Below are 23,573 nucleotides of genomic sequence, written 5' to 3' on the forward strand. Positions count from 1 at the left end.
ATTTCAGTATATGATTCCCGTATGAATCCGCAAAACATTCTCATCATCGGCAGCGGCGGCCGCGAACACGCCCTCGCCTGGAAGATTGCCCAGTCGCCCCGGCTCGGTAGGCTCTACGTCGCCCCCGGCAACCCCGGCACCGCCGCTATTGCCACCAATGTTGATCTCAAAGCGACCGACAAAGACGGCCTTGTGGCCTTCGCCCGCGCTCACGACATCGGCCTCACCATCGTCGGCCCCGACGACATCCTGGCGCTCGGCCTGGTCGACGCCTTTGCCGCCGCTGGTTTACGCGCCTTTGGCCCCACGCAGGCCGCCGCCCGCATCGAGTCTTCCAAAGCCTTCAGTAAACAATTAATGACCACCAGCCACATTCCCACCGCCGCTTTTGCCATCTTCAACGACCTGGCCGCCGCCAAGGCCCATCTGGCTCAGCAAACCTTTCCGCTCGTGATCAAGGCCAGCGGTCTTGCCCTGGGCAAAGGCGTGTACATCACCCAGAATCTGGCCGAGGCCGAGCAGGCGTTGGGCGAAATTATGGGCGACAAAATCTTTGGCGAGGCCGGTTCGAGCGTCGTGATCGAAAGCTTTTTAACCGGCCAAGAGGTGTCGATTCATGCCTTTAGCGACGGCCACAGCGCCGCGCTATTTCCGCCGGCCCAAGATCACAAAACTATTTTCGACGGCGATAAAGGCCCCAATACCGGCGGCATGGGCGCGTTTGCACCGGTGCCATGGGTGGAGCCGGCGCTCATGGAGCGCGTCAAAGCCACCGTCGTTGAGCCGGCTCTGGCCGGCCTGGCCGCCGCCGGTTCACCCTTCGTGGGGCTGCTCTATCCCGGCCTCATGGTCGATGGCGACGACATCCAAGTGCTCGAGTACAATGCCCGTTTCGGCGATCCCGAGACCCAAGTGTACCTGCGCCTGCTCGAAACCGACCTCATGGACGTTCTCGATGCCTGTGTCGACGGCCGCCTGGCCGAGCTGGAGATCGAGTGGAGCCCGCAGACGGCCGTAGTGGTGGTGCTGGCCTCGCCCGGTTATCCCGGCAAGCCCACCACCGGCCAGGCCATCACCGGCCTCGAGGCCGCCGCGGCCCTTCCCGGCGTCGAGATTTTTCACGCCGGCACCAAGGCCGCAGACGGCCAGCTGCTCACGGCCGGCGGCCGCGTGCTCGGCGTGAGTGCCGTTGGCGCCGATGTAGCCGACGCCCGCGCCAGAGCCTACGCCGCCGTCAAACTCATCCACTTCGACGGCCTGCAATACCGCACCGACATCGGCGCCAAGGCGCTGCCGCGGTGAAACCCCTCGCCGGCTGCGTCGTCACCAACCCTGCCGGCGATCTGCTGCTGATCCACCGCACCACCCCCGAGCTCACCCAATGGGAGCTGCCCGGCGGCAAAATCGAGCCCGGGGAGTCGGCTGCCGCCGCGGCCGTGCGCGAAGCCCGCGAGGAACTCGGCGTTGAAACGGCCATCGTGCGCGAACTCGGCGCCGCCACCTTTGACCACGCCGCTCGCAGCTGGCACTACACGTGGTTCCTCGCCCGCATCACGGCCGGCGAGCCCCGCCCGGTCGAAGCCAAATTCGACGCCGTCGGCTATATTCCTTGGGCAGACCTCGCCGCCCGCACCGATATTTCCATTAACATCCGCAATCTCATCGCCCAATTCCCCGATCCACCCCACAAAGTTACCTGACATTTGTCATGCCCGTGAAATGTCAGTAAAATCAGTGCACCAACGGGCCTACCTAAGCCGCCGCCTGCTGAGCTTCCAAAAACTTCTTGCCCTTGCCGATCTTCGTATTCACCGGCACGCCCCTGGCGCACAGCTCGCATTCCTCGGCCGGCCACGAAACCACGTTAGTCTCGATTAGCGACACAAAATTGGGCGGGTTGCCGACGTCCGCGACGCTCACGCCCCCGCGATTGAGCATGGCCACCACTCCCACAACCTCACCGCCCGTTTCTCGCACTAGTTCCACGACCTTGCGCACCGATCCGCCAGTGGTGAAGTTATCTTCCACCACCACCACGCGCTTGCCCGCAACGAGCTTGTCGTAGCCGCGCGTAAAAGCAAACTTCTTCTCTGGTCCTTCCACTTTTTCCGCGTACACCGCCAGTGCCTCACGCCCGAGTAATGTGCTCAAATGATACCCGGTCCATTGTGTCAGCACGATGCCGCCGAGCGCCGGACTCGCCACCACCTCCACGTTCCAGTCGCGCATGGCTTCGGCCATCGCCTCGCCCAAACGCGACGAATATTCAGTATGCGGGTACAGCGCATCTTTGTTGATGTAGCTATCGGTGTGCCGCCCGTTGGTGAGAACAAAATGATCGTTTTCAAGCCAGGCATTGCTATCGATAAGCATCTGCTTTAGTTCATCTGCCGTCATACTCACGCGCGGGTCTCCTTCCGGTACCGGTTAATCTCATCACGCAAGTCCACTGCCGCGGCCCGCGGGTCATCAGCAAAGATCACCACGCGCGACGTGCTGATCGTCATGGCCGCCTGCCCGTCCTGGCCCAGTCCGGCCCGCACCGCGTCTGCCACGCTGCCGCCCTGCGCGCCCACGCCCGGCACCAAAATCGGCAATTCCGCCCCCACGATCGCCCGCACCGCCTGCAATTCCTCCGGGTACGTCGCCCCCACCACCAGCGCACAGTTGCCGCGCGTATTCCAGGCGTCGGCTACCTGCTGCGCCACGTGCTGATACAGCGGCCGGCCCTCCACTACCAAATCCTGAAATTCACCCGCCCCCGGATTCGACGTCCGGCATAGCACAATGATGCCCTTATCATCCCATTCCAAGAATTTCCCGAGCGACTCCGCGCCCATATACGGCGCCACGGTCACCGCATCTGCGCCCAAATACTCAAACACATACTCCGTGTAGCCGGCGTTGGTGTTGCCGATGTCCCCGCGCTTAGCGTCAAAAATAATCGGAATCTCGGGGTGCTCGGCGCGCAGGTAGTCGCACGTTTGCTTGAGTGCCTCAATTCCCTCGGCCCCGTGCGCTTCATAAAACGCCGCGTTGGGCTTGTAGGCACACACCAGATCGTGCGTCGCCTCGATGATTGCCTTATTAAACGCAAACTGGCCCACACCGCGCGGCAGCTTCGCGTACCCCGGATCAAGCCCCACACACAAGAGCGAATCTGATCGCTCCACGGCCCGCTTCAGCTTTTCGGAAAATTTCATGCTACCATTTAAGCTAACATGCAACCCGTGAACCAACAACCTATCTACGATCCCGCCAAGACCTACGCCTACAATTTTAAGAAAGGTCCGTTTGGCGAATTTGCCATGCCCACGCGCTATCACAACAAAGGCGCCATGCCGTTTACCTTTCTCGGACGCCCGATCTTCTCGCCGTTTGGCATTCCTGCCGGCCCGCTGCTCAACGCCAAATATGTTGCGGCCGCCCTCGCCAAGGGCTTCGACGTGGTCGTCTACAAAACCCAGCGCTCCGCCAAATTTGAGCCCAACAAATTCCCCAACGTCCTCTACGTCGACGTCGACGGCGACCTCACGCTCGAAAAAGCCGCCCATCCGCTGGTCGGCCACACCACCACCCATCGGCCGCCCACGGAGCTCACCATCACCAACTCCTTTGGCATGCCTTCCGGCGGCCCCGATTTTTGGCTGACCGATTTTCGCCATGCGCTGGCGGCACAGGGCCGCGGCCAGCTCGTGATTTTGAGTGTGGTTGGCACCATCCGGCCCGGCTTTAGCCAAGACGATTACTACAACGACTTCGCCGCCACCGCCAAGCTCGGCGCCGACGCCGGCGCATCCGTCATCGAGGTCAATCTCTCGTGCCCCAACGTCGCCAACGAGGGCGTCATTTGCTACACCCCGCCGGCCGTCGCCGAAATCTGCCGCCGCGTCAAAGCCGCCGTCGGTTCCGTGCCCCTCATCACCAAAATCGGCTACTACACACCGCAGCAGCAAGCCCTGCTCGAAACCGTTGTGAAGGAGATGGCGCCGTACGTGGATGCCATCTCCGCCATCAACACCATCGCTGCGCCCATCGTCGACGAGCACGGCGAGCAAGCGCTGCCCGGCCCCAACCGCCTCCGCAGCGGCATGTGCGGCGCCGGCATCAAGTGGGCCGGCCTCGACATGGTTCGCCGCCTCGCCGCCCTGCGCACCAAACTCGGCCTCAGCTACGAAATCGTCGGCGTCGGCGGCGTGATGACCCCGGCCGACTACCGCCAGTACCGCGACGCCGGCGCCGATCTCGTGCAATCCGCCACCGGCGCCATGTGGAACCCCGATCTCGCCATCGACATCAAAGCCGCCGGTTTATAAACCGTAACCACGCGACGCTCGCTCCCCACTAAGCCCCACTATTCCACTTCTCGGAATAGTCGCACAATATCATAAAATTTAGGCTTAGCGAAGCCATAATTCGACATAAATCCTCAACTATTCCAGAAAATGGAATAGCTGTCATACGCGTATCCCGAAGCCCTATACCAGCCGTCCGCTCCCTGGCGCCGCCAGCACCACGCCGTCCTCGTACACCACGGCGCCTCGTAGCGTCACGCGCTTCACCCGCCCGAAGCCGGTTCGGCCCGCAAACGGCGTCCAGGCCGCCCGCGACTGCATGCCCTCGGCACTCATTTCAAAACCCACCGGCTCCACCTCCACGAAGGTATCGGCCTCCTCGGCCAGCCCCAGCACTCGGCGCGGACCGTCCGCCAGCTTGGCCACCAGCTGCGCCCGCGTCAGGCGCCCGTCGCGCTCGGCGGCCAGCATCAGCGGCAGGGTAGTTTCGAGCCCAGGAAAGCCAAAAGTCCCGGCCTCTTTCTCGGCCTTGGTGTGCGGTGCGTGGTCCGATTCCACCACATCGATCTCGTCGAAATGCTCCCACAAGTAATCCACATCCGCCTGCGGTTTCAGAGCCGGCCGCACCTCGCCGTAGTTCCCCAAGCGCCGCGCGTCGGCCTCGTTCAAAAACAAATGATGCGGCGTCACCCCGCACGTCACATCCACGCCCTCAGCCTTGGCGCGCAAAATCGGTTCCAATTCGGCCCGGTTCGATACATGACACACATGCACCCGCTGATCGAGAGCTTTCGCTACCCCCAGTGCCGTCACGATCACGTCCGCCTCGGCATGCAGCAAAATCGGCTTGGCGTGGCCCCAAGCCTTGAAAATCCGTTCCAAATAATCCGCATCAATCCTGTACCCACCGGTCGTCACGTTCAAGTACAGCTTCAGGCCGCTGACGCGATCCATGATGGCGGGGAATTCATCCAAATTATCCCCCAGGGAACCAAAATAAAACCCCGTGTCACACACAATTTTGCCTCGAGCACTAGCCATCTTTTCGTCCAGCACCGCCGCGGTGGTCACGGGCGTAGCGTTGTTGGGCATATCAAACACCCGCGTAAATCCACCGGCCAGAGCCGCCGCCGTACCGGAGCCAAAGTCTTCTTTGTGGGTCTGGCCGGGATCGCGCAGGTGGACATGAATATCAATCAAACCGGGCAAACGAATAAGTGGAGAAGAAGTTGTCATGCCGCCCATTATAGCGCAATGGTCTGCCCCGCCGCCCGCCCCATGATCGGGACGGGCGGCGGAACGCTCCGGCTAGCTGCAGCCGGACCAGGCGGTCGTGAACGTATCGGCACGCGCCGCCGTCACATGCGAGATCACGTTCCCGGCGCGTCCCAGCGTGGACACCAACACCGAGCCCGTGTTGTAGGCCGGTACCCAGCGGCCCGAGCGCACTGCTTGGGCCCTCGTGAAGGTGATCGGCCGGTACTGCGCCAGCGGCGCCCCCGCCTTCGGGTAGTTCGGCCGTTCCACGACGTAGTCGGCCGTTTTGGCGTTGTAGTAGCGGGCCGCGTTCGTGATTCGGCGTGTTACCACCTTTCCGGTCGTCAGGTTGGCCCAGTAGAACGTGAGGACCGTCCCGTGACTCGCGAATTCGAAGCCGAAGCGCAGCTTGTTGCCCGGGCGGGTCGCCAGCGCAATGCCGGCCACCGGCCCATTGCCGTTGCGGTCAAACACCTCCCACCACACGCCGACCCCCTGCGGGGTCACGGTGAAGCCGTTCTGGGCGAACGGCAGGCTGCCCCAGCCGCCGAGGCCCACGTACACCGCCACCGCCGAGCCGGTCCCGCACGCCGTAGTGACGCTGGGTACGACGACGTCGGCCGTGATCTTGGTGTAGCCGCCGCCCCCGTCCACGAGGCCGGCCCAGTGGCCGCTGTAGCTCTGCGAGGTCGCATCGGCCGCCGGCGCTCCGAGCCCGGCAATCGCCAGGATCGTAGCCACAGCCACGATGGCTGCCCCCAACCGACGCCAGTGGTATTGGAACTTGCGCATTGACGTTCCCCCGTCCGGTCGTGCATCTCGGCCTAGTGCCGAAATGCCGTCACGCGCTTGCACCCACTTTGCAGTTCGCCAAAATCTGCGCCGAGAGGCCCAAAATTCACGGTGAACTCCCAAATGGGAGACAAACCATAACTCAAAAGGGGGCTTCCGTCAAGATTCAGCCGGAAAGCAACGAACGAGATTGCGGGAGAGGTCGTCAGATGGCGGGGCCTCAAGTTATAATATGGTCACATGACCTACAAAGTTCACACCATCGATCATATTGGAATAGTTGTTCACGACTTTGATGGAGCGAAAGCGTTTTTCGAAGATTTCGGTTTCATTACCCGGGGCGAGCAATTCGAGGAAAGCGAGCTGCTAGACAAGGTAGTGGGGGTCAAAGGCGCTAAATCCCACATCGCCTTTATGGAGGCGCCCCACGCCCAGATAAACATCGAGCTTACCGAGTTTATTCATCCCATGACTCCATCCGTCGTAGAAGCTAATCACATCTATACGCAGGGTATACAACATATCTGCCTGGCGGTCGAAGACGTTGATGGAATCATTGAATCTGTAAAACAAAAAGGCAGAGAACTCATAACGGACGTCATAAACTACCAAGATATCTATAAATTGTGCTATTTCCGTGGCCCTGATGGCATAATCATTGAGCTAGCAGAGAAGCTATAAAAAAACAGGCTCAGGAGTCAAACATGCCTATTTATTATGAAGTCAAAATCAGCGCCGAAAATCAGGGTCAAGCCGATAAAATTGTGGATTCACTTCTCGAAAAGAAGTTAGTAACCGGCGGTCAATTCATCGTCGCGCCGGCACGGTTTCTCTGGAAGGGCAAAGTCGAGAACATGGACTACATCACTATTACTTCTTATACGACCGACAGGCACAAAGACGGGGTAATGGATGACGTTCGCAGAACCACGGCTGAAGATGTTCCTATGATTACATTCGTTGCGCCCGACGACCTTAATCAAGAGCTTCGGGACTGGATAGATAAAACGCTCGCATAGCCGTAATTGTTTGGTATTTGTACGGTAAATCAGATATAATAGTGATGGTGCAATTGTCTCGGAGTTCCAGCACCTGGCCACCAGCAGAATATCAAGATATCACAACTGGTTAACCTAATTATAGGATCTGCGCTATTTTCAAACAAGCAATAAGTGCAATGGTAGGCCAGACGTCCCAAATGTGGAACACTTTGTGGCCAAGTTTGATCAAGATGAGCGAGCGGCTTGAAGAGCTAGGCATCGGCGAGGAGGAGGGGAGCCATGTTTAATCTCTTCCGCCGCCGCACCAATCCGGCCGCCATCCTCACTTCCAAACTGTACGACGAAAGCCGTTTCTACGCCGCCCTCACTAACGACTTAAAGCGCGTCAAACGCGAAGTCGTCATCGAGAGCCCCTACCTCACCTGCAAACGCACCAGCGAGCTTCTGCCGCTCCTATCGAAGCTCGTCCGCCAAGGCGTGAGGGTGCGCATTAATACCCGCAACCCCAACCACCACGAAGAGTACATGCGCATCCAAGCCTGGATGGCCCTCAAGCAGCTCCGCGCCGCCGGCGTCAAGGTCAGAACCTGCGACGACTACCGCCACCGCAAACTCGCCATCATCGACGGCGCCATCCTCTGGGAGGGCAGCCTCAACATCCTCTCCCAAAACAACAGCCGCGAAATTATGCGCCGCACCCAGTCCGAAGAACTCTGCCGGCAGATGATCCAGTTCACCGGCCTCAACAAATGGGCGTGGTGATATACTCATGACTAATATGCACGACTACAAAATCACCGAAAAAGACATCGACGCCATGGTCAACTACCTGCGCATCTTCCACCCCGAAAACGCCAACCGGGAATACGCTGTCGAGCTCTTCAAATACCTCAAAGCCACTGCACGCCGTATGGCATTTACCGACCCCGAGGCGCTCAACAAAATTTATGATGATTACGAAAGTTCTAAGAAAGGAAGCAGGCCATGACTCAAGCGAAAAATCAGCCCGGCGCCCAATAGACTCATGCGCGACAGCCATACGGCAGGATAAAGCCATGGATAAGTCCAAGCCCAGGCGGTAAAATCTGAGACACACTATCTGGAAGGATTGGTTGATGAAGCTGTTTTTCTCTTGGCAATCCGACTCGCCCGGCAACCGCAATCTGCTTGAGCAGGCCCTCAAAGACGTGGGCAAGGACATACCGGACTTTGAGATTGATACTGCCACTCGTCTGGCGGTAGGTTCGCGCGACATTGGGGCTATGATCCTTGAGAAGATTGACGGTGCTGACTTTATGCTGGCCGACGTCACCATCCTCGACCCCGATGCCGTCCGCCCAACACCAAACCCCAATGTCATCTACGAGGCGGGATACGCTATGAAGGCTCTCGGTGAAGGTAGAGTAATTTTTGTCGCTGACCGTCGCTCGACCACTACCGCCAACCTCCCTTTCGACATTCGTAACCGCCTGATGATCTTGGCTGACTTTTCAAAGCCCGAAGCAGCGCGTAAAGAAGTGGCGGCGGTCATTAAGACCGTCACCGCCAACTACACCCCAGCCGACCCAAACGCCGGCGCACCAAAGATTACCCTGGTTAAAGATACTGAAGCTAGATGGGCCTCAAATTATTCGGATTATGGAGCTGCGTTTGAGGTGAAGTTTATTATTGATAATGACGGTGGCGGACTGACCTATGTCACTAACGCCCAACTCGTTGGCACCAACGGGGACGGCTCCCCGTTCGTCACCGATAGCTTCCGTTTTGCTGACGACGAAATTGACCATCCATACGGAGTAATGGAGGGTGCTATGGAGCAAGTGACGCTTTTTCTTGGGGCGGATCGCAGCCACCATCGCCAAATGCCCGATCTGGATCGCGATACAGTAGAGCTAGTGGTAACATTCCGGGGCGGCAGAATCGTCCGGGTTCCAGTTCGCATTGTCCAAAGCTAGTTAGGAGCGAATATGCCCACAGATCAGATCAAGATTCATGATTTCTCATACACGCTCTACCGATGGGCCTACGACTATCACAATTCCGTAAACGACCTCCTCGATAAGCACCCCGGCCTGGCAATGTTTGCAGTAAAGTACAACAACGCCTGCCTCGCCTTTGAGTTAATCATTAAGAGCCATATTGCACACAAGAACCACGCATCAACACCGGAGGCGCTCGATAAAGTTATGAGAGGCTATGGCCATAGCCTTGTCAGGCTTGCTCGATATGCCGTGGAAGAGATTGGGCTGTATCTGCCCGATGAGGACTGGAAAAAACTAGAACTAGTTGATAAATACTATGCAACCCACCAATTTCGCTATCCCCCGTATGAACCACGCAAATCAGATCTCAACCATATAGAGCTATTGGCTGCAATCAATGAACTTAGGTTTATCACGGCAACGATGCTGGTAGTAGCCCACGAACAAACTGATGGATACGCCATATCTTAGAAGCCACGGAAGTAAAAAGGACTTAGAATAGGGTCATGCAGACCAATACTCTCGACGCCTTCCTCGATAGGTATATCAGTGGCTACCTACTGGACGATATCGAGTCTATACAGTCCAAGATCCCCGTTAGTGACGAGGGGAATGGAGCTTACTTAGTGACTGGCGCAATATGCTCAGGTATTGAGCTACTTGGTACTCTCCTACAGGAGCATAAAGAATCGGGCGCGTTCCCCTTCGACCATTATTGTGCTCACTATCTATCCGAGGTTGATGAACGATATAAAGCCTTAGGTGTTTTTGGGCGTCAGCTCATTCGTAATGGCATTGCTCATACATTCTCGACAAAGGGCCTAATCGCCGTCACGCGCCAGGGAAGCCGAGAAAATACTCACCTTGTACGGTACTCCAAGTCTGAACTTTTGGTCATTAACGCCAACTACCTGCATGAAGACTTCCAAGCCGCGTACACTGAACATGCCCTGCCGAAGCTGGTAATGGGAGGGGAGCTGCGTGACCGTGCGGAAGAGAACTACGAGCGCCTGAAGAACAAATACGCTGGCGAAATCGAGGAAGCCAGAAACCAGGCCAAAAATAAGCTCAAGTCCTGGCCCTGGCGTCATGCCGAACTTGAGCCTTGGGATGGGATGACTGAGATGATCGAATATAATGGCGAAGGATTCGGCGTTAGCTAATTCGCCTCTGACTCAATTCAAATAGCAAAGGTCTGGCCTATGGAATCACTATTCGGCAAGAAAATGGAAGACTTAGAATTTCAGGATGTCGTGGATTTTTGCGACAAGCAGTATAAGGAGGGGATATTTCTTGATTACAAGCAAGACCTAAGCGGTAAAAAGTCGCTTGTTAAGACGATATGCTCATTCGCAAATACCGTAGGCGGGTGGCTAATCATCGGAGTGGAGGACGAGAGCGACAAGCCTAAGCCTCCATATAATGGTATTGAATATAATCCTCAGATTGCCTCTGCCATTCCCAATATGATTGTTGATAGTGTTTGGCCTTACATACGACCGATAGTCCAAGTTTGCGGCCCCAATGCCGACAATAAAGCTTTCATTGCGGTTTATGTTCCAGAGAGTGACGAGGCTCCCCACTGGACAGCCGATAAGTCCCATCTATACGTTAGGAGGAGCGACCGAAGCGACTCGACTGATTGGGAGCGCTATGCCACTGCTCACGAGTGGGAGTGGCTGAGGAATAAGCGATTAAAGGCCGAGGATCAGAGAGAGCGGAGCGGCAGCACTCTGCAGGCTATTTATGCTCGTCTGCACAACAGGGAATATCCAATAGTGGCCGGCGGCGGAACTACGGCCAACGACGGGCGAATGCGAGTGTTTGTCTCACCATTTTTCCCTAGCACTCAGCTTTTCTCAGGCGCAGAAGCGTATAACGCCCTATACGATCAACGCGTAAATACAGCAAGTGATGGCGCATTCCCTACTTATCTTCCAAGCAGGATGATATTTGATGAAGGTGCATATACGCATGGCGTAGAACGGCTAACCTCAACAACTCATGAGTCGTTTCTCGGCCTAGAGAACTTTGGTGGCATCTTGGCGAATAAGGATATTTTACGGAGCGGCGGGCACGGCGAAAGACACATCATCTTTCATGAGTTCATGAACCGGCTTGAAGACACCCTAGAATTCGCTGCAAATGTATATAAGAGCAAGAATTATCTCGGACTTGCCTGCCTTGAAGTGGGGATTAGTGTTCCGGTAGATTCGCGAATAGTGTTCAGAGGGGCAATTGGCTCAGGTTTAAATAGCACTGAGAAAGTTAATGTACGAGGGTCATTTGAAGCGTCGCTGAGACTGGATAACGAAGAGCTTTCCAGTAAGCCCAAACGATATGAGTTGATGAAAGAGATCGCCACATCGTTACTGCATTCCTATGGCTACGCCGAGATACCTGGCGGTACGATCGAAGAAGCGTTCCAGAGACAGTAGCTCGCGAGCGCTCAGAGTGCACTATTGGCTCCGTTCATAACACGACAGGTAAAATGTAATGCCAACAATCTACGACATATTGCCCTCTCTTGAAGATAGAATCCTGAGCCTGCTCCATGACTTCATGGCGGAGGATGGAGGGGCATTTCATACTTGGGAAGTAGCGGTGCTATTGCCCGGATCAAACGGGTTCGTACATTTCATGGCTGGCGTTAATTTATCACTCAAGAATGGCAATTATGTTTCCTCGATGGCAAATCTACGTGGCATGATCGAAGTACTAGGCGCTGTTGTTTATGACGGAACTGCCAGTCTGCCCAAGGAGGGGTACGACCGATTCCTTAAAACTGGGCGCTTGCCCAAATGGGATGAGGAAGCACAAAAGTGGATTGATTTGGGGCCACGCGAATCGGTGAAGTATGCACAAATGGTTGTCGATGCAAAGACTAATCTCAAGAAAATTTACGATGACTGCTGTGACTTGCTGCACTTCTCATCGATCCATATGAGCTTTATGGGCGGCTTTGAGCAGCAGGGAAGCTTAGTGGAGAGGCTTGCCAAAATAAAAATCGGCTCTAAAGATCAGATTCCTATCAAGCTGCAACGCGACATGATCGATTTATGCGCTGAACTCGCAACTGGGCTAGGGAAGTGCATTACGCTAGGCATTGAGGAAAAGAAGAAGCGGAATACGCCTAAGCCCTCATGATACGCTTTTTGGACGGCCCGTTAGTCCAATAACGGCAGAAGCAACTACATCTTTAATATCAATATTCAGCGAAGATTGAGGCAATGTGGAAAACCGCCTTGGAATTAAATCTTTCATAACATGGCACCCTCCCAAGGTAGGGGTGACAGTTGGTAATATCAAAGTGTCTGAGGGGAATGGGGTTGTAATAACTACCAAATCAACCAACTCAAGTGGTCAGTCGTTTCGGTCTACGGTAAGTCTTGAATACGAACATTTAGCCCAAGGAGAGTTATCTTTATGGGTGCTCTTTCATGGCTTTGTTATGGGTGATCCTTGGACGTTGTCATCGTATATGGGCACTGTACACGGTGTTGTTGAGCCAATGGACAAGCCTTTCGAAGATGAAAAGGATTATGGCGATTTTCTGAATACTGCTTATCGAACAGAGGGTATTACGCAGAAGAGGAGCTACCAAGAGCTGTATGAAAGGTTCAAGGGACTAAGTGAGCGGCAGAGTGGCATGGTAAAAAACCTAATGCTAGATTTGAAACCTGGGTCTCAATGGTCGCACCTTGAGATGGCGGATTATTCATATTGGAGAATGGTGATTGATTTCTCGATAATCGAAGCCATAATGGGGCGGCAGCCTTTTTGTGAAGAAACGCATGAATGTTCAAAATGTTCTAAGAAGAGCATTATGCACAATCCAATTGAGGCGAAAAAATGGGCGCGAGATAGGCTACTAGAAATTGTTGGCGATGCCGAGAAGGCCGACCAGTACATGAAAGTCATTTGGACTGTTAGGCAGAGTATACGACATAAAACCGCACACGAAAGTGATTATCCGCATCAAAGACCTTCAAGCCAGCTTCACCACGGCGATAACGAGTTTGATATTGATACGGTCGTCAACAGCTTCAAGAGTGATGCCCATGCGCTGACCGCCCTAGAAAGAAATATGCATGAGGTAACGCGGATATTGTTGCTAGATAATATTCTGCAAACGAAAGTTTTCCCTGACATACGTCCCTATATGGTTCGCTCAGGCGGGATGAGCTGGGACGAGTTCATGAAGATAGTGGAAGGAAAAGGCCAGATCTAACTGGTATTCATGCCAATTCCGGCAGGACATTCTGCCCAGTAATTGCATGACAGCTGTTCAGACCCCCATCCACGCGCTCCTGCCAATCAAGAGGGTTACATAAACTCAATTCCAGCCCCATCACGATCTGAGCTTAATGGCCTGAACAAAGCCCTCATAATAACCCGCTTCTCATCCGGCGTGCTCCGTACATAGAGCCGCACAATGGGGTTCACAGAATCACACGCAGGCACCGCCACCGACTCACCTCCACCTTGACTCCCTTGCACCTCACCCAGCCGCTCCTGCACGCTCGTCATCCGCTCCGTCAGCTCAGCATGCTTCATTGCATATTTCTCAACCGACACCTCACCCGCCAGCTTGTCCTCATATAGCATCTCATCCATTCGCTTGAGCCGCGTTAGTTGCCGCTGCAATGTATCAATAACGCCCACCCAATCAAGCGACTTCGGTCGCCCCGCCTCTAGTGCTTTTTCGAGCCATGCAAGAATCTTGCCATCGGAATCGTCCAGCCCCTCCAGCATCCCAATCACCCTGCGCTCCAGCCGATCCTCTCGCAAGAACCGATTGCCCCGACACACACCCTTACGCTGCTGACACAGCCCATAGTACCGACCCTTTTGCAGTTGCCACGTAACCATCCCACCACAACCCGTGCATCGAATCATGCCCTTAAATACCGGATTATGCTTACGAGTCCTAGGCTTATGCTGGCCTAGCTTAAGCTGCACCGCCTCAAATACTTCCTTGGTGATAATCGGCTCCTGCGCACCCGGATAATCCGCACCATTAAACCGATTAATCCCGATGTAAAAAGGATTCCTCAAAGTCTTTAGAACAAAGCTTTTTGAAAACGGCCGCCCCTTACCCGTTACTAACCCCATTGCTGTCATCTCCCGCATGGCCGCCGCTCCCGAATAGTCAAAATCCTTCACCAAGATGAATACCCGCTGCATCAGCGATGTCGTATCCAAATTCGGCACATGAATGCGTTTACCGTTCTCGGTTATCGTCTTATAGCCCGGCGGGGGAGGCGAGGGGAGCCAACCCTGTGCCAATTTCTCAGCCCAACCCTTCATGGCCTCCTCACGCAAACTATCGGTATATTTCTTTGCTAGCGCCAGATTGATATTCCACATAAATTTAGCGTCAGACCGCGAGGCCTTATGCAAAACCTGGTTCTCTTTAACGACATGCAGCATCCGCAAGCCGTCGTCCTCCAGCCAGTCATTGATGTACGCAGCATCTTTCAAATTGCGCGTAAAGCGGTCGGTTTTCTCGACCACAAAATGGTAAATCTTGTGCTTCGCCACATAAACCAACAACTCATGGAACACCGTCCGACGTTCCTGCTTCGACGCCGTCTCCGTCAGCTTAAACTCCTTAACAACCGTCAAGTCCTTGCCCGCGCAATACTCCCGCAAAAACTTGATCTGTGCGTCCAGTGAATAACCCTCGTCCTCCTGCGCCTTGCTCGAAACTCGCGCCAAAATAATCGTTCTTGCCTGCATGTAATCTCTCCGTAGTTAGTGATGAGCACTATATATGAGAGTGGCAATAAGATTGCTTTCTGAAAGCTTATTCCATACCATGAGCTGTACACTCACAAAAAATGTGTTGTGGTTATGCTTTAATGCCCAGCTAAACTTACCTACTGGAATAAACACTTGGCCGCCCTCCTGTCACGCCTATTCGGCGACACCCCATACGACATTGCCATTAATAGCCTTCTTCTCCTCACCATGGGTTATTTCGCCTGGCGCTGGCTATTTGAGCCCGCGCTAGATGTCCTGGCGGGTCTATGGGCATACCAGAGATCACAAAGCCGGCCAGCTTCGTATCTGGAAATTACGCCACCCACACACAATGAAAAATCATCGCTGGCCACGCAACAACTTATCACCGTACTGCGGCAATACCTAGGCAAAAACGAGAGTGTCTCGTTGGAACTAGTCTCATCGCGCAAAGAGGGCATCCGCTATCTTATCCGAACCAGCCCAGACAACGTACCAATCTTGCAGCGCCATGTGGCGTCATATCTACCAGAATCACGGTTCCGTATCCTAAATGACGCCCCGCCGCTATCTGATTCAAATGATACCACCTACCACTACGTGCATGAGATAAAACAAGCCCGCCATTACGCCTATCCGCTCCAGCCCCAAACTGATCTCAACCAAAGCGACCCCGTCGCTTTTATCGCGGGCTCTATGACAAACCTCCAACCAGGCGAATCAATCGCCCTACAACTGATAATCACGCCCTACGATTCATACTGGATGCGCCGGCTCTACAACAAAATCCTGAATAAAGGCTATACCATTATCGATCACAAGCTCCGCCACTTCATCATGAAGCACTGGTGGGTTTGGTGCATCGCCCTCCTTATCGCTTATTACACGCATGACCTAGAGCTGGCGGGGTCGTGGGCCCTCGTGCTGCTTGTTGTCTCAATGTTCTTTATCAAACGCGAAGAGCCAGCCCTCACGGTGGGAGAACAACAACTATTCGATGGTATTCGAGAAAAACTTGGGCAGCCACTATTTAGGGTAAATCTCCGAATCTCGCTAACCGCCAATTCGGTCGCCAGGTTAAGTGAACTATCCGGAGGCATGGAAAGTTCACTTGCACCACTAAACGCCCCTTTCCAGCACCTCAGATCATCACAAGACTATTTCGGACGATTAGGACAAAGATTTGAGGGACACAAATTTCAACACCGACTCCCAGGACTACTGGTGGTAAATACCAATATATTTGCCGCATCCGAGCTAGCCGATGTTTATCACTTCCCATACGGCACCATCACCACCGAAAACCTAGTCCGGTCACATAGCCGCACCCTACCCGCTCCGCTATCGCTGAAAAGTGATGCTAAATATGACATCGTCATCGGCCACAATCATCATCATGGCAGCACTACCGAGATTGGTCTCACCGCTGCCGATCGCCAGCGCCACGTCTACATCATCGGTGGTACCGGCAATGGTAAAACTACCCTGCTCACGCGCGCCATGATCGCCGATCTCCAAAACGGCCAGAGCTTTGCCTTCATCGACCCGCACGGCGACGCCGCCGAAATGCTCCTACGGCACGTTCCAGAAGAGCGCCTAAGCGACGTCATTTATTTCAACCCCGACGACCTCGCGCGGCCCATCGGCCTTAATCTCCTCGAACTCCCCGAAGGCCTCGTCGGCGACGACCTCCTGCGCGAAAAAGACCTTGTCACCGAAGCCACCATCTCTGTCTTCCGCAAGATTTTCTCCGAAGAAGACGAGGGCGGTCACCGCATCGAATATGTACTCCGTAACGCCATTCAAACCGCCCTCACCCAGCCCGGCGCCACTCTCTTCACCGTCTTCGATCTCCTCAATGACCCGGCCTATCGCAAGCAGGTCGTGTCCAAGCTCCAAGACAAGGACCTCATCAATTTCTGGAAGCATGAGCTCGGCAAAGCCGGCGACTTCCAGCGCGTCAAAATGGCCGCCGGCATTACCGCCAAGATCGGCCGTTTCCTATTCTCGGCCTCGGCCAAGCGCATCATCGAGCAACCCAAATCAACCATAAATTTCGACGACGTTCTAAGCTCCGGCAAAATCCTCATCTGCAACTTTTCTAAAGGCCTGCTCGGCGAAGACACCTCGGAGCTCTTTGGCATCATGATCCTGGCCAAAATTCAGCTAGCCGCCCTCCGCCGCGCCCGGCTGCCCATCGATCAACGCTCGCCGTACCACCTCTATGTCGATGAGTTCCAAAACTTCGCCACCGCCTCATTCGTTCAAATGCTGTCGGAGGCCCGTAAATATCAGCTCTTTATGACCCTCGCCGAGCAGTCCACCTCCCAGCAAAAAGACCAGCGTATGGTCCAGATAATTCTCGCCAACGTCGGCACCGTCATCTGTTTCCGTACCGGTAACCCCGCCGACGAAAAGCTTTTGCTCCCATTCTTTAGTCCGTACATCGAGCCGGGCGAAATCACCAATCTACCAGCCTACAACTTCTACATGCGCATCGCCGGGGCCACCACCCAAGAGCCCTTCTCTGGCCAAACCATCCCGCCAACCGAAGAGGGGAGTGATGATATCGCCCGCCGCCTCATCGAGCATTCCCGTCAAACCTATGGCAAGACGCACGCTCCGGCCCAAGCCCCCAAAACCAGCAGCGAGACTAACAACCCTCAAATCAAAAGCGCCACCCCGCTTCGCCGGCCAGTCAAGAAACACAAGATCACCCAATGAATAAATCGTATTATTCATCCAAAGTTACATTTCCAGATACAAGCAGGTAAATTTTGTCTCTCCCCTATATACATATGTATATGGAGACGCCCATCATGATTAAAACTCCAACTACCAAACAACAACTCGCTATCCTCACCCTCATCTACCGCTTTCGATTTGTCAGCACAAAGCACATCCAGCAAGCCTTAGGGATTAAGTATCTTAGCAGTGTCCAGCCAAGACTCAATAGGCTCGTAGAACTTGGCCTTATCGGCCGAAACTATAATGGTTCCCTAAGGCTTGCTGGGCTTCCAGCTTCGTACTATCTACAACCAAAAGGCATGCATGCGCTCAAGGCTATCGACTCCGACGTCAGCAAAGCCGCACTCCACAATGCATACAAAGACAAGACCGCTTCGGAGCAATTCATCCAGCACTGCTTGGCTATCGCCGATGTCAGTCACGAGCTCACTGAATGCTTTGGCGTCAGAGTTGAATTCTTCACCAAAAGTGAATCCAAAGAGTACGATTACTTCCCGCAGCCGTTACCTGACGGCTACCTCACTATCGCCGGCGCATCAACCAAAGACGACGACTCCAATCAATATTTTTTAGAAGTCTGCGACAAACCAACGCCAATGTTTGCGCATAAGAAGCGTATCCAAGAACTGATCGACTATGCCGAAGGGGGAGAATGGGAGGCCGCCACCGGCACTGAGATGCCAACAATATTGTTTGTATGTGAGTCGCCGGATATCCAGCGCAAACTAATGAAGCTCATAGAAATAGCGCTTGAGGATTCATACGAAGATGAGCTCAAGGTAGAAGCGATTCTGAAGAGCCAAATCTGCGCCATCCTCGACCCAAAGAAGAGCCCGGAAGCCACCAAAGCAGCTCCCGGGCCCCCTCTAGCTAATCCTCGTCAGCCAATCTCACCGACATAACTCGTACGCAATCCGGCGATAAGGGATCTTCCCAATCACGCAGCCTCCAGTCGTAGTAGTCGATACTCCAGCGAACCTTATGAAACACCATATTACTTAGCCACATGACATGACCGAAATCATGCCGGTGAAACGGATCAAGACCTGCGATCCAGTTTTCGTACTCACGTATCTCTTGAATCAACCCTGGCAGGTTGTATAGATGCCAGACATTCCGCGTACACATTATCAACCCCTTCTTGGACCTGCGAAACTCATCATTCGCCGCCGCGATCCTCTCGGACAATGCTTTTTCCACTAATAACTCTTCCATCTCAAACCTCCTCGTAAAGTTATCTTTGAACCTTCGAGCGTATCGACCTCCCGCTCTGTCGACCGGGCAAGGTCAGAACTGGACGCGTCAAGGTGGAGCACCCCACGCGCTGAACGACCTTGGGGCGGCCAGTTATGGCCTTATGATGGCAAGACAGAGGGAGGGCTAACCTCTTACAGCCCTAAGGTCATAAAGTTTAATTCATTGTTGCCGCAGAGCTTGTATTATGAAGCCATAAGCAACTTAAACGAGCCCCTCGCTATGAATCTAAAAATCGGTACCTTCAACCTCAACAACCTCTTTTCTCGCTTCAATTTTGAATTCCGCACAGAAGTGCCCGATCTCAAAGAAGGCAGCGTGGAGTTCAAGAAAGTGCAGAAGCTCGTCAGCGGCATGAATGAGGCCTCGGTGGAGTACGAAGGCGTCGCTCTCAAGCGCAAAGACCCGGCTGCGCGTCAGGCCGTGGTCCGCCGTATTGAAGAAATGGACCTCGATATCCTAGCCGTTCAGGAAGTAGAGGACATCGAAACCCTGCGCTTCTTCGTCAACCATGAGCTAGACACCAAGGGCATGTACCCCCACCTTATTCTGGTTGAAGGTAACGACCCCCGCCTCATCGACCTCGCCGTCTTGTCCAAGTACCCCATCGGCGCCGTTACCACCTGGCAGCACGCCACCCACCCCGACAGTCCCGGCGAGCGCGTCTTTAGTCGTGATTTGCTCCAGGTCGAAGTCTTGAGTAAAAATCGCGATAAACGACTCTGCACCATATTTAACAATCACCTCAAGAGTCACTTTGTCCGCTTCCCGGAAGACCAGACGGAAGGCGCGAAGAAAGCCAACCGCCGGCGCCAACAACAAGCTGAAGTGATGGCCAAAATCATTGCCAAAGAAATGGACTCAGATGACCGCTTCGTCGTAGTGGGGGACATGAACGATCCGGTTGACTCGGAATTTCTAAAGCCTTTCACTCACAGCCCCCGAGTCAAGCTTATTAATGGGCTTGAGCACCCGACCGAAACCCGCCCCACACCCGAAAGTTCCTCGCCGCCGCCCGGCCCCGCCTGGACCCACCGCTTCAAGGAATCCGGCAAGCCTGCGCACTATGAGCTATTCGACCAGATTTGGCTGAGCGCCGCACTGGCCAAAGACCAAACCGGCGCCTTCATTGACCGCCGCACCAAGCTTGGTGGCGACGGCTCCGACCACGACCCGGCGTGGGTAGAGATAGCAATATAGCCTAGTTGCGGACCGCCTTGAGCCCTAATCAGTAACTCCCATTTGTACTCAATAGGTTTTGAGTGCAGCAGATTGGGCGCTTGCCGTAGCTAAGCATCAAGCCTTGTAAACTAACCAGTTTTATGTTATTATAGTGGCGCTCAAATCGAGCATTTGACAACCCGGGAGATATCGTGACGCAAGGACTACGCAAGTGGCTCGGCCGCTGGTTCGCCCAGTACGTCATGGGCGACTCGCCGCCGGCACCCCACAAGTCGTGGAGCTCCCTCAAGGCGGAGCTCGACAAGAAGTATGGTGGGTGGGACCGGCAGCATCCGTCCGCAAAACGCGCTCACTACCACCGAATGGAACGGGACTTCAACGACGAGACCAAGCAGATCGAGTGGTGCTTCAACAAGATGGGCGCTCTCCTGACCGCCATCGGCATAGTCCTCACGGTCGCCAGCGTGATCGTCGCCGTCGCCCCAAGCCGACTGCATCGGATCAACCTGTGGACAGTGCTCGCCGGAGCTCTGCTCGTGGCGGCCTTCCTGCTGGATGGCTGGGGACTGTCGGCCCGCGGCAAGATCTATCGCAAACTCAAGGACCCTGGCCTAGCCGCAATGGTCGTCATGGCCGGCGATGTTGTCGCTGGCGAAGAGACAGTCCTCACTGACCCCATCGACGCCGACACCTACCACCTCTACAAATGGGTGTGGCACCGGAGCCGCATGCACAACGCTATCGAGAAGCTGTTCACGGGTTCGTGGATCACTCTCGCTGGCGCAGTCGTACTGGCCCTGATAGGTGCCCTCGCCTAGGCGATCCCTCCCGGGTTCACCGCACATAGTGCGGCAGCCCGTCCCCGCCGGCCTCCGAGCCGGACGGGGACGGGCACCCCAGCAATTATCCAATATAAAAAGACCCGGGCGATCCGGGTCTTTTTAATGACCAGAGCAGATCGGCTATGGATTCCTAGAAGCACGCGACCCCGCGCCTTTCTGGTAGATACCGCTACTCTCCATCCTAAAATCAAAGTTCCGCACAAACTCGGGCACCGAATCATCATTCTCCCGAAACGGAATAGTGAGTCGTAGGTTGGGATGGAGTGTTCCCCTTAGCGTAAGTTTTTGGTCGGGGCGCTTGGAGCCGTTCTCAATCGGCACAGAGTCAATGTAGAGTTTTTCGTTCTCGGAATATATCTTTATCGCTTCGACCTTATTGAGCCTTGCTGGGTCATATGCGTGAGCTGGCGTCGGTTCCGGCGGCCTTAAGGTGCCCTTTTTAACTCGTTGCTCAACCAATTTCTTGAGCGCATCTTCTCCTTCATAAGCCCGCAATCTGCCGGTCAAGTAGCCGAGCCGGTAGTAAACGCCGTCGTTCGTCAGCCGCCAGTTGCTCTCTTCTAACGTTTTAGTGATGAGTTTTCGCAAACTATTCTTGCTATCGTACTCTTGACGATCCGGCTTGGCATCAAGGCAGTTAAAGTCGACTACCACCTCCTTCCCGAGCTGGGGATCACCAAGTTTGAATTCGGTATATTGAGCCTTTTCAAGCACGGGTCGCAATGCTTCTATGAGCTGTGCGATCTTGAGCTGCTTTATGTCTTTGACTGCATCATATATATCCGCATGCTCGGTGCGTTCGGTAGCGTCTGCATAAAGCTTGCCTAAGCGCATCATGTGCTCAATCTTATCTTCAAGTTTGCGCATGGTGTCTTCATCGATGCAGAAGCGCTTGTAGTCCAGTTCATACAATGGGTCGGCGACCTCTTTCTCGGTTGATCTTTCCCTAAGATCAAGCGTTTCTTGATAGGTATGGTTGCATTCAATACAGGCATACGTTGAAATCAGCACGTTATTGGACTCTTTGTGAGTAATGGTCATTTCAGCTCGGCACTTCTCGCAATAAATCTTCACGCCTTCCCACTCAGCACCGTCTTCCCAATAGGTTTGCCGTTTGCTGCACGGCTCACAGGCTAAAATAAAAATCACGTCCTCACTATGGCGGTCTTTGCCCTCGCGGTGCATGTAGTATTTATCCATGACTTCCATATTTCGGCCACAGCTACGGCAGAACGGCATTTTAGGTAGGTGAGCGTCGGCTAGATGGCGATCCTTCTGTCCGTCTCGTTCCATCCATTCGGCAATAATTTTGTCGCGGCGATGATAGCGACTGGCCGCCGTGAATTCGACGAATTGCAGATAGTATTTGCTGTATTCTAGATACCAGGCAACCGGGCGCTCCTTGAACTCCGCAGCAGGGACTGTTTCCTCCAGTTTACGGAAGGTATCATTAAGGATACCTTCACCAGAACGGCACTGTTCGACAGTAGCGTGGTCGTAGAGGTCTTCGTAATGCTGACGATCTTCGAGGTAGGTGAGCATGATTATATTTTACAAATAATTTGCTTAGTTTTAGAGGCCACCTAGCTGGCTGGTCGGGGTCGTCAGGCAGTCCGTTTTTCGTATCGGAACCCACAGCTTTGGCCCCCTTCTTGTTATTTTTCTCACCCTCGCCACCCCTAGTGCTGACTGGTTTTACCTCAGACTCGGGCGCAACGTGCTCCTTGGCATAATTTACTATCAGATGGCAGAATTTGACGAACGCGAGAACCAGAACCCTACCAGATATAAAAAACTAGGCTACCAAATGAAACTTAAGGCTACCGAACTGGTAGTAAGAGAATTTGCTAAAAATGCTGATGTCATCAAGGCACTCGAAATACTGTCTGCTAGCGACGCCTGCGTAAAATGCAGACCGATCAGCCGCGCTGAGATCAGCATTCATGAAGCTAAGGGAAAACGACCCGTACCCGTCGAAGATTGCCTCAATCCGTGAGGGTGCAGATGCACCCACACTCCAGTTGTAGCCTGAAATCGAGCCTAAGTGTCTGTGGAAAAACAAAAGGTAGGCGTTAAATAAAGGGTTAAGGATCACATTTAATTAGTCATTTATCCAAAAGCGGAAACTAGCACCTACCAGGTACCCTATCAAGAGCTTCAAATTAGAAAATTGCCTTATTGTGTGCAAAACGACAAACATCTTAAACTTATATTAAGTGGCCAATTTTGGCTCTAATAAGGAGGGTGTGGTATATGGCTCGATTTCAGAAGCCCAAGGGAGGATATGTCGCCAGATTTAAGGCGGCTCTTTTTATGCACAAGAAAGGGTGGCGGGTACTCAGGCGTACACCCAATACTCCTGCGCTATGGCATAAATCCCTCCACGTAACGGCTATTATGGCGCTTTCACTGAATATTATCGCAACTGGGTTACCGTACCTCCTGACTCAATACAACGACGCCCAAGCTCGCATT

General features: G+C 54.1%; 25 protein-coding genes. 18 read left to right on the forward strand and 7 right to left on the reverse strand.

The genetic code is table 11. The features are described 5' to 3' along the window. Positions 1-21: 21 nt before the first annotated feature. Positions 22-1,302, forward strand: a complete 1,281-nt coding sequence (gene purD, locus VMT30_04260; GenBank protein ID HVQ44149.1) for a phosphoribosylamine--glycine ligase — start codon at positions 22-24, stop codon at positions 1,300-1,302. After that, on the forward strand, positions 1,299-1,700 hold the full coding sequence (locus tag VMT30_04265) for an NUDIX hydrolase (protein HVQ44150.1): 402 nt from the start codon (positions 1,299-1,301) through the stop codon (positions 1,698-1,700). The genes purD and VMT30_04265 overlap by 4 nt, the downstream gene beginning before the upstream one ends. Before the next feature lie 52 nt (positions 1,701-1,752). Here the strand turns inward: VMT30_04265 and VMT30_04270 are convergent, their stop codons facing one another. Together VMT30_04270 and pyrF are read right to left on the reverse strand one after the other, a co-directional pair. Next, the gene (locus VMT30_04270) at positions 1,753-2,397 is read right to left on the reverse strand and encodes a phosphoribosyltransferase family protein (protein HVQ44151.1); all 645 of its coding nucleotides are present in this window, start codon (positions 2,395-2,397) and stop codon (positions 1,753-1,755) included. Positions 2,398-2,399: 2 nt separating this feature from the next. After that, a complete protein-coding gene (pyrF, locus tag VMT30_04275) occupies positions 2,400-3,203 on the reverse strand; it encodes an orotidine-5'-phosphate decarboxylase (GenBank protein ID HVQ44152.1) in 804 nt (267 codons plus the stop codon). Positions 3,204-3,230: 27 nt separating this feature from the next. On the opposite strand from pyrF, the gene VMT30_04280 reads away from it, so the two are divergent. Further along, positions 3,231-4,316, forward strand: coding sequence for a diguanylate cyclase (locus VMT30_04280; protein HVQ44153.1), 1,086 nt, complete (start codon positions 3,231-3,233; stop codon positions 4,314-4,316). A gap of 162 nt (positions 4,317-4,478) precedes the next feature. On the opposite strand, the gene VMT30_04285 is transcribed toward VMT30_04280, so the two are convergent. Both VMT30_04285 and VMT30_04290 read right to left on the reverse strand, forming a co-directional pair. Next, positions 4,479-5,531, reverse strand: a complete 1,053-nt coding sequence (locus VMT30_04285) for an amidohydrolase family protein (protein HVQ44154.1) — start codon at positions 5,529-5,531, stop codon at positions 4,479-4,481. Between the two features lie 72 nt (positions 5,532-5,603). Beyond that, entirely contained in the window at positions 5,604-6,344 is a 741-nt protein-coding gene (locus VMT30_04290) for a G1 family glutamic endopeptidase (GenBank protein ID HVQ44155.1), read from the reverse strand. A gap of 240 nt (positions 6,345-6,584) precedes the next feature. On the opposite strand from VMT30_04290, the gene VMT30_04295 reads away from it, so the two are divergent. The 10 genes from VMT30_04295 (at position 6,585) to VMT30_04340 (ending at position 13,558) form a co-directional block, all read left to right on the forward strand. Next, complete coding sequence (locus VMT30_04295; protein ID HVQ44156.1) at positions 6,585-7,025, forward strand: VOC family protein; 441 nt, start codon at positions 6,585-6,587, stop codon at positions 7,023-7,025. Between the two features lie 23 nt (positions 7,026-7,048). Further along, positions 7,049-7,363, forward strand: a complete 315-nt coding sequence (gene cutA, locus VMT30_04300; GenBank protein ID HVQ44157.1) for a divalent cation tolerance protein CutA — start codon at positions 7,049-7,051, stop codon at positions 7,361-7,363. 261 nt (positions 7,364-7,624) lie between these two features. Further along, complete coding sequence (locus VMT30_04305) at positions 7,625-8,107, forward strand: phospholipase D-like domain-containing protein (GenBank protein ID HVQ44158.1); 483 nt, start codon at positions 7,625-7,627, stop codon at positions 8,105-8,107. A gap of 16 nt (positions 8,108-8,123) precedes the next feature. Beyond that, positions 8,124-8,333 carry a hypothetical protein gene (locus VMT30_04310; protein ID HVQ44159.1) on the forward strand — a complete coding sequence of 70 codons (210 nt, stop codon included), beginning with the start codon at positions 8,124-8,126 and terminating at the stop codon, positions 8,331-8,333. 127 nt (positions 8,334-8,460) lie between these two features. Further along, positions 8,461-9,300, forward strand: a complete 840-nt coding sequence (locus VMT30_04315) for a hypothetical protein (protein HVQ44160.1) — start codon at positions 8,461-8,463, stop codon at positions 9,298-9,300. Positions 9,301-9,312: 12 nt separating this feature from the next. After that, positions 9,313-9,798: a hypothetical protein gene (locus VMT30_04320; protein HVQ44161.1), complete on the forward strand. Its 486-nt coding sequence runs from the start codon at positions 9,313-9,315 to the stop codon at positions 9,796-9,798. Between the two features lie 35 nt (positions 9,799-9,833). Beyond that, a complete protein-coding gene (locus tag VMT30_04325; GenBank protein ID HVQ44162.1) occupies positions 9,834-10,490 on the forward strand; it encodes a hypothetical protein in 657 nt (218 codons plus the stop codon). Between the two features lie 39 nt (positions 10,491-10,529). Next, entirely contained in the window at positions 10,530-11,765 is a 1,236-nt protein-coding gene (locus VMT30_04330; protein HVQ44163.1) for an ATP-binding protein, read from the forward strand. A gap of 58 nt (positions 11,766-11,823) precedes the next feature. Continuing rightward, positions 11,824-12,474 (forward strand): hypothetical protein, encoded by a 651-nt coding sequence (locus tag VMT30_04335; protein ID HVQ44164.1) that lies wholly within the window; start codon positions 11,824-11,826, stop codon positions 12,472-12,474. Positions 12,475-12,559: 85 nt separating this feature from the next. Further along, complete coding sequence (locus VMT30_04340; protein HVQ44165.1) at positions 12,560-13,558, forward strand: hypothetical protein; 999 nt, start codon at positions 12,560-12,562, stop codon at positions 13,556-13,558. A gap of 95 nt (positions 13,559-13,653) precedes the next feature. Here VMT30_04340 and VMT30_04345 read toward each other — a convergent pair whose 3' ends face one another. Beyond that, entirely contained in the window at positions 13,654-15,069 is a 1,416-nt protein-coding gene (locus VMT30_04345) for a recombinase family protein (GenBank protein HVQ44166.1), read from the reverse strand. A gap of 156 nt (positions 15,070-15,225) precedes the next feature. On the opposite strand from VMT30_04345, the gene VMT30_04350 reads away from it, so the two are divergent. Together VMT30_04350 and VMT30_04355 are read left to right on the forward strand one after the other, a co-directional pair. Beyond that, positions 15,226-17,796: a TraM recognition domain-containing protein gene (locus tag VMT30_04350; protein HVQ44167.1), complete on the forward strand. Its 2,571-nt coding sequence runs from the start codon at positions 15,226-15,228 to the stop codon at positions 17,794-17,796. 95 nt (positions 17,797-17,891) lie between these two features. Next, on the forward strand, positions 17,892-18,722 hold the full coding sequence (locus tag VMT30_04355; protein ID HVQ44168.1) for a replication-relaxation family protein: 831 nt from the start codon (positions 17,892-17,894) through the stop codon (positions 18,720-18,722). Here VMT30_04355 and VMT30_04360 read toward each other — a convergent pair. Beyond that, positions 18,691-19,035, reverse strand: a complete 345-nt coding sequence (locus VMT30_04360; GenBank protein HVQ44169.1) for a DUF3768 domain-containing protein — start codon at positions 19,033-19,035, stop codon at positions 18,691-18,693. The two genes, VMT30_04355 and VMT30_04360, sit on opposite strands and share 32 nt — an antisense overlap. A gap of 261 nt (positions 19,036-19,296) precedes the next feature. Here VMT30_04360 and VMT30_04365 point away from each other — a divergent pair, with 261 nt between their 5' ends. Further along, positions 19,297-20,274, forward strand: coding sequence for an endonuclease/exonuclease/phosphatase family protein (locus VMT30_04365; GenBank protein ID HVQ44170.1), 978 nt, complete (start codon positions 19,297-19,299; stop codon positions 20,272-20,274). 173 nt (positions 20,275-20,447) lie between these two features. Further along, on the forward strand, positions 20,448-21,074 hold the full coding sequence (locus VMT30_04370) for a hypothetical protein (protein HVQ44171.1): 627 nt from the start codon (positions 20,448-20,450) through the stop codon (positions 21,072-21,074). Positions 21,075-21,218: 144 nt separating this feature from the next. Here the strand turns inward: VMT30_04370 and VMT30_04375 are convergent, their stop codons facing one another. Further along, positions 21,219-22,640, reverse strand: a complete 1,422-nt coding sequence (locus tag VMT30_04375; GenBank protein ID HVQ44172.1) for a hypothetical protein — start codon at positions 22,638-22,640, stop codon at positions 21,219-21,221. Positions 22,641-22,842: 202 nt separating this feature from the next. Between VMT30_04375 and VMT30_04380 the strand changes: the two genes are divergently transcribed. Next, a complete protein-coding gene (locus VMT30_04380; protein ID HVQ44173.1) occupies positions 22,843-23,094 on the forward strand; it encodes a hypothetical protein in 252 nt (83 codons plus the stop codon). The last annotated feature ends 479 nt before the right edge of the window (positions 23,095-23,573 follow it).

It is taken from the genome of Candidatus Saccharimonadia bacterium, from assembly GCA_035544015.1.
GTDB lineage: Bacteria > Patescibacteriota > Saccharimonadia > UBA4664 > UBA4664 > UBA5169.

Bases quoted from the DNA above. Each gene is read 5' to 3' on its own strand.
- VMT30_04305 (HVQ44158.1), top strand. From the start codon at position 7,625: ATGTTTAATCTCTTCCGCCGCCGCACCAATCCGGCCGCCATCCTCACT.
- cutA (HVQ44157.1), top strand. From the start codon at position 7,049: ATGCCTATTTATTATGAAGTCAAAATCAGCGCCGAAAATCAGGGTCAA.
- purD (HVQ44149.1), top strand. From the start codon at position 22: ATGAATCCGCAAAACATTCTCATCATCGGCAGCGGCGGCCGCGAACAC.
- VMT30_04310 (HVQ44159.1), top strand. From the start codon at position 8,124: ATGCACGACTACAAAATCACCGAAAAAGACATCGACGCCATGGTCAAC.
- VMT30_04365 (HVQ44170.1), top strand. From the start codon at position 19,297: ATGAATCTAAAAATCGGTACCTTCAACCTCAACAACCTCTTTTCTCGC.
- pyrF (HVQ44152.1), bottom strand. From the start codon at position 3,203: ATGAAATTTTCCGAAAAGCTGAAGCGGGCCGTGGAGCGATCAGATTCG.
- VMT30_04325 (HVQ44162.1), top strand. From the start codon at position 9,834: ATGCAGACCAATACTCTCGACGCCTTCCTCGATAGGTATATCAGTGGC.
- VMT30_04380 (HVQ44173.1), top strand. From the start codon at position 22,843: ATGGCAGAATTTGACGAACGCGAGAACCAGAACCCTACCAGATATAAA.
- VMT30_04290 (HVQ44155.1), bottom strand. From the start codon at position 6,344: ATGCGCAAGTTCCAATACCACTGGCGTCGGTTGGGGGCAGCCATCGTG.
- VMT30_04285 (HVQ44154.1), bottom strand. From the start codon at position 5,531: ATGACAACTTCTTCTCCACTTATTCGTTTGCCCGGTTTGATTGATATT.
- VMT30_04320 (HVQ44161.1), top strand. From the start codon at position 9,313: ATGCCCACAGATCAGATCAAGATTCATGATTTCTCATACACGCTCTAC.
- VMT30_04295 (HVQ44156.1), top strand. From the start codon at position 6,585: ATGACCTACAAAGTTCACACCATCGATCATATTGGAATAGTTGTTCAC.
- VMT30_04355 (HVQ44168.1), top strand. From the start codon at position 17,892: ATGATTAAAACTCCAACTACCAAACAACAACTCGCTATCCTCACCCTC.
- VMT30_04345 (HVQ44166.1), bottom strand. From the start codon at position 15,069: ATGCAGGCAAGAACGATTATTTTGGCGCGAGTTTCGAGCAAGGCGCAG.
- VMT30_04315 (HVQ44160.1), top strand. From the start codon at position 8,461: ATGAAGCTGTTTTTCTCTTGGCAATCCGACTCGCCCGGCAACCGCAAT.
- VMT30_04360 (HVQ44169.1), bottom strand. From the start codon at position 19,035: ATGGAAGAGTTATTAGTGGAAAAAGCATTGTCCGAGAGGATCGCGGCG.
- VMT30_04330 (HVQ44163.1), top strand. From the start codon at position 10,530: ATGGAATCACTATTCGGCAAGAAAATGGAAGACTTAGAATTTCAGGAT.
- VMT30_04335 (HVQ44164.1), top strand. From the start codon at position 11,824: ATGCCAACAATCTACGACATATTGCCCTCTCTTGAAGATAGAATCCTG.
- VMT30_04270 (HVQ44151.1), bottom strand. From the start codon at position 2,397: ATGACGGCAGATGAACTAAAGCAGATGCTTATCGATAGCAATGCCTGG.
- VMT30_04375 (HVQ44172.1), bottom strand. From the start codon at position 22,640: ATGCTCACCTACCTCGAAGATCGTCAGCATTACGAAGACCTCTACGAC.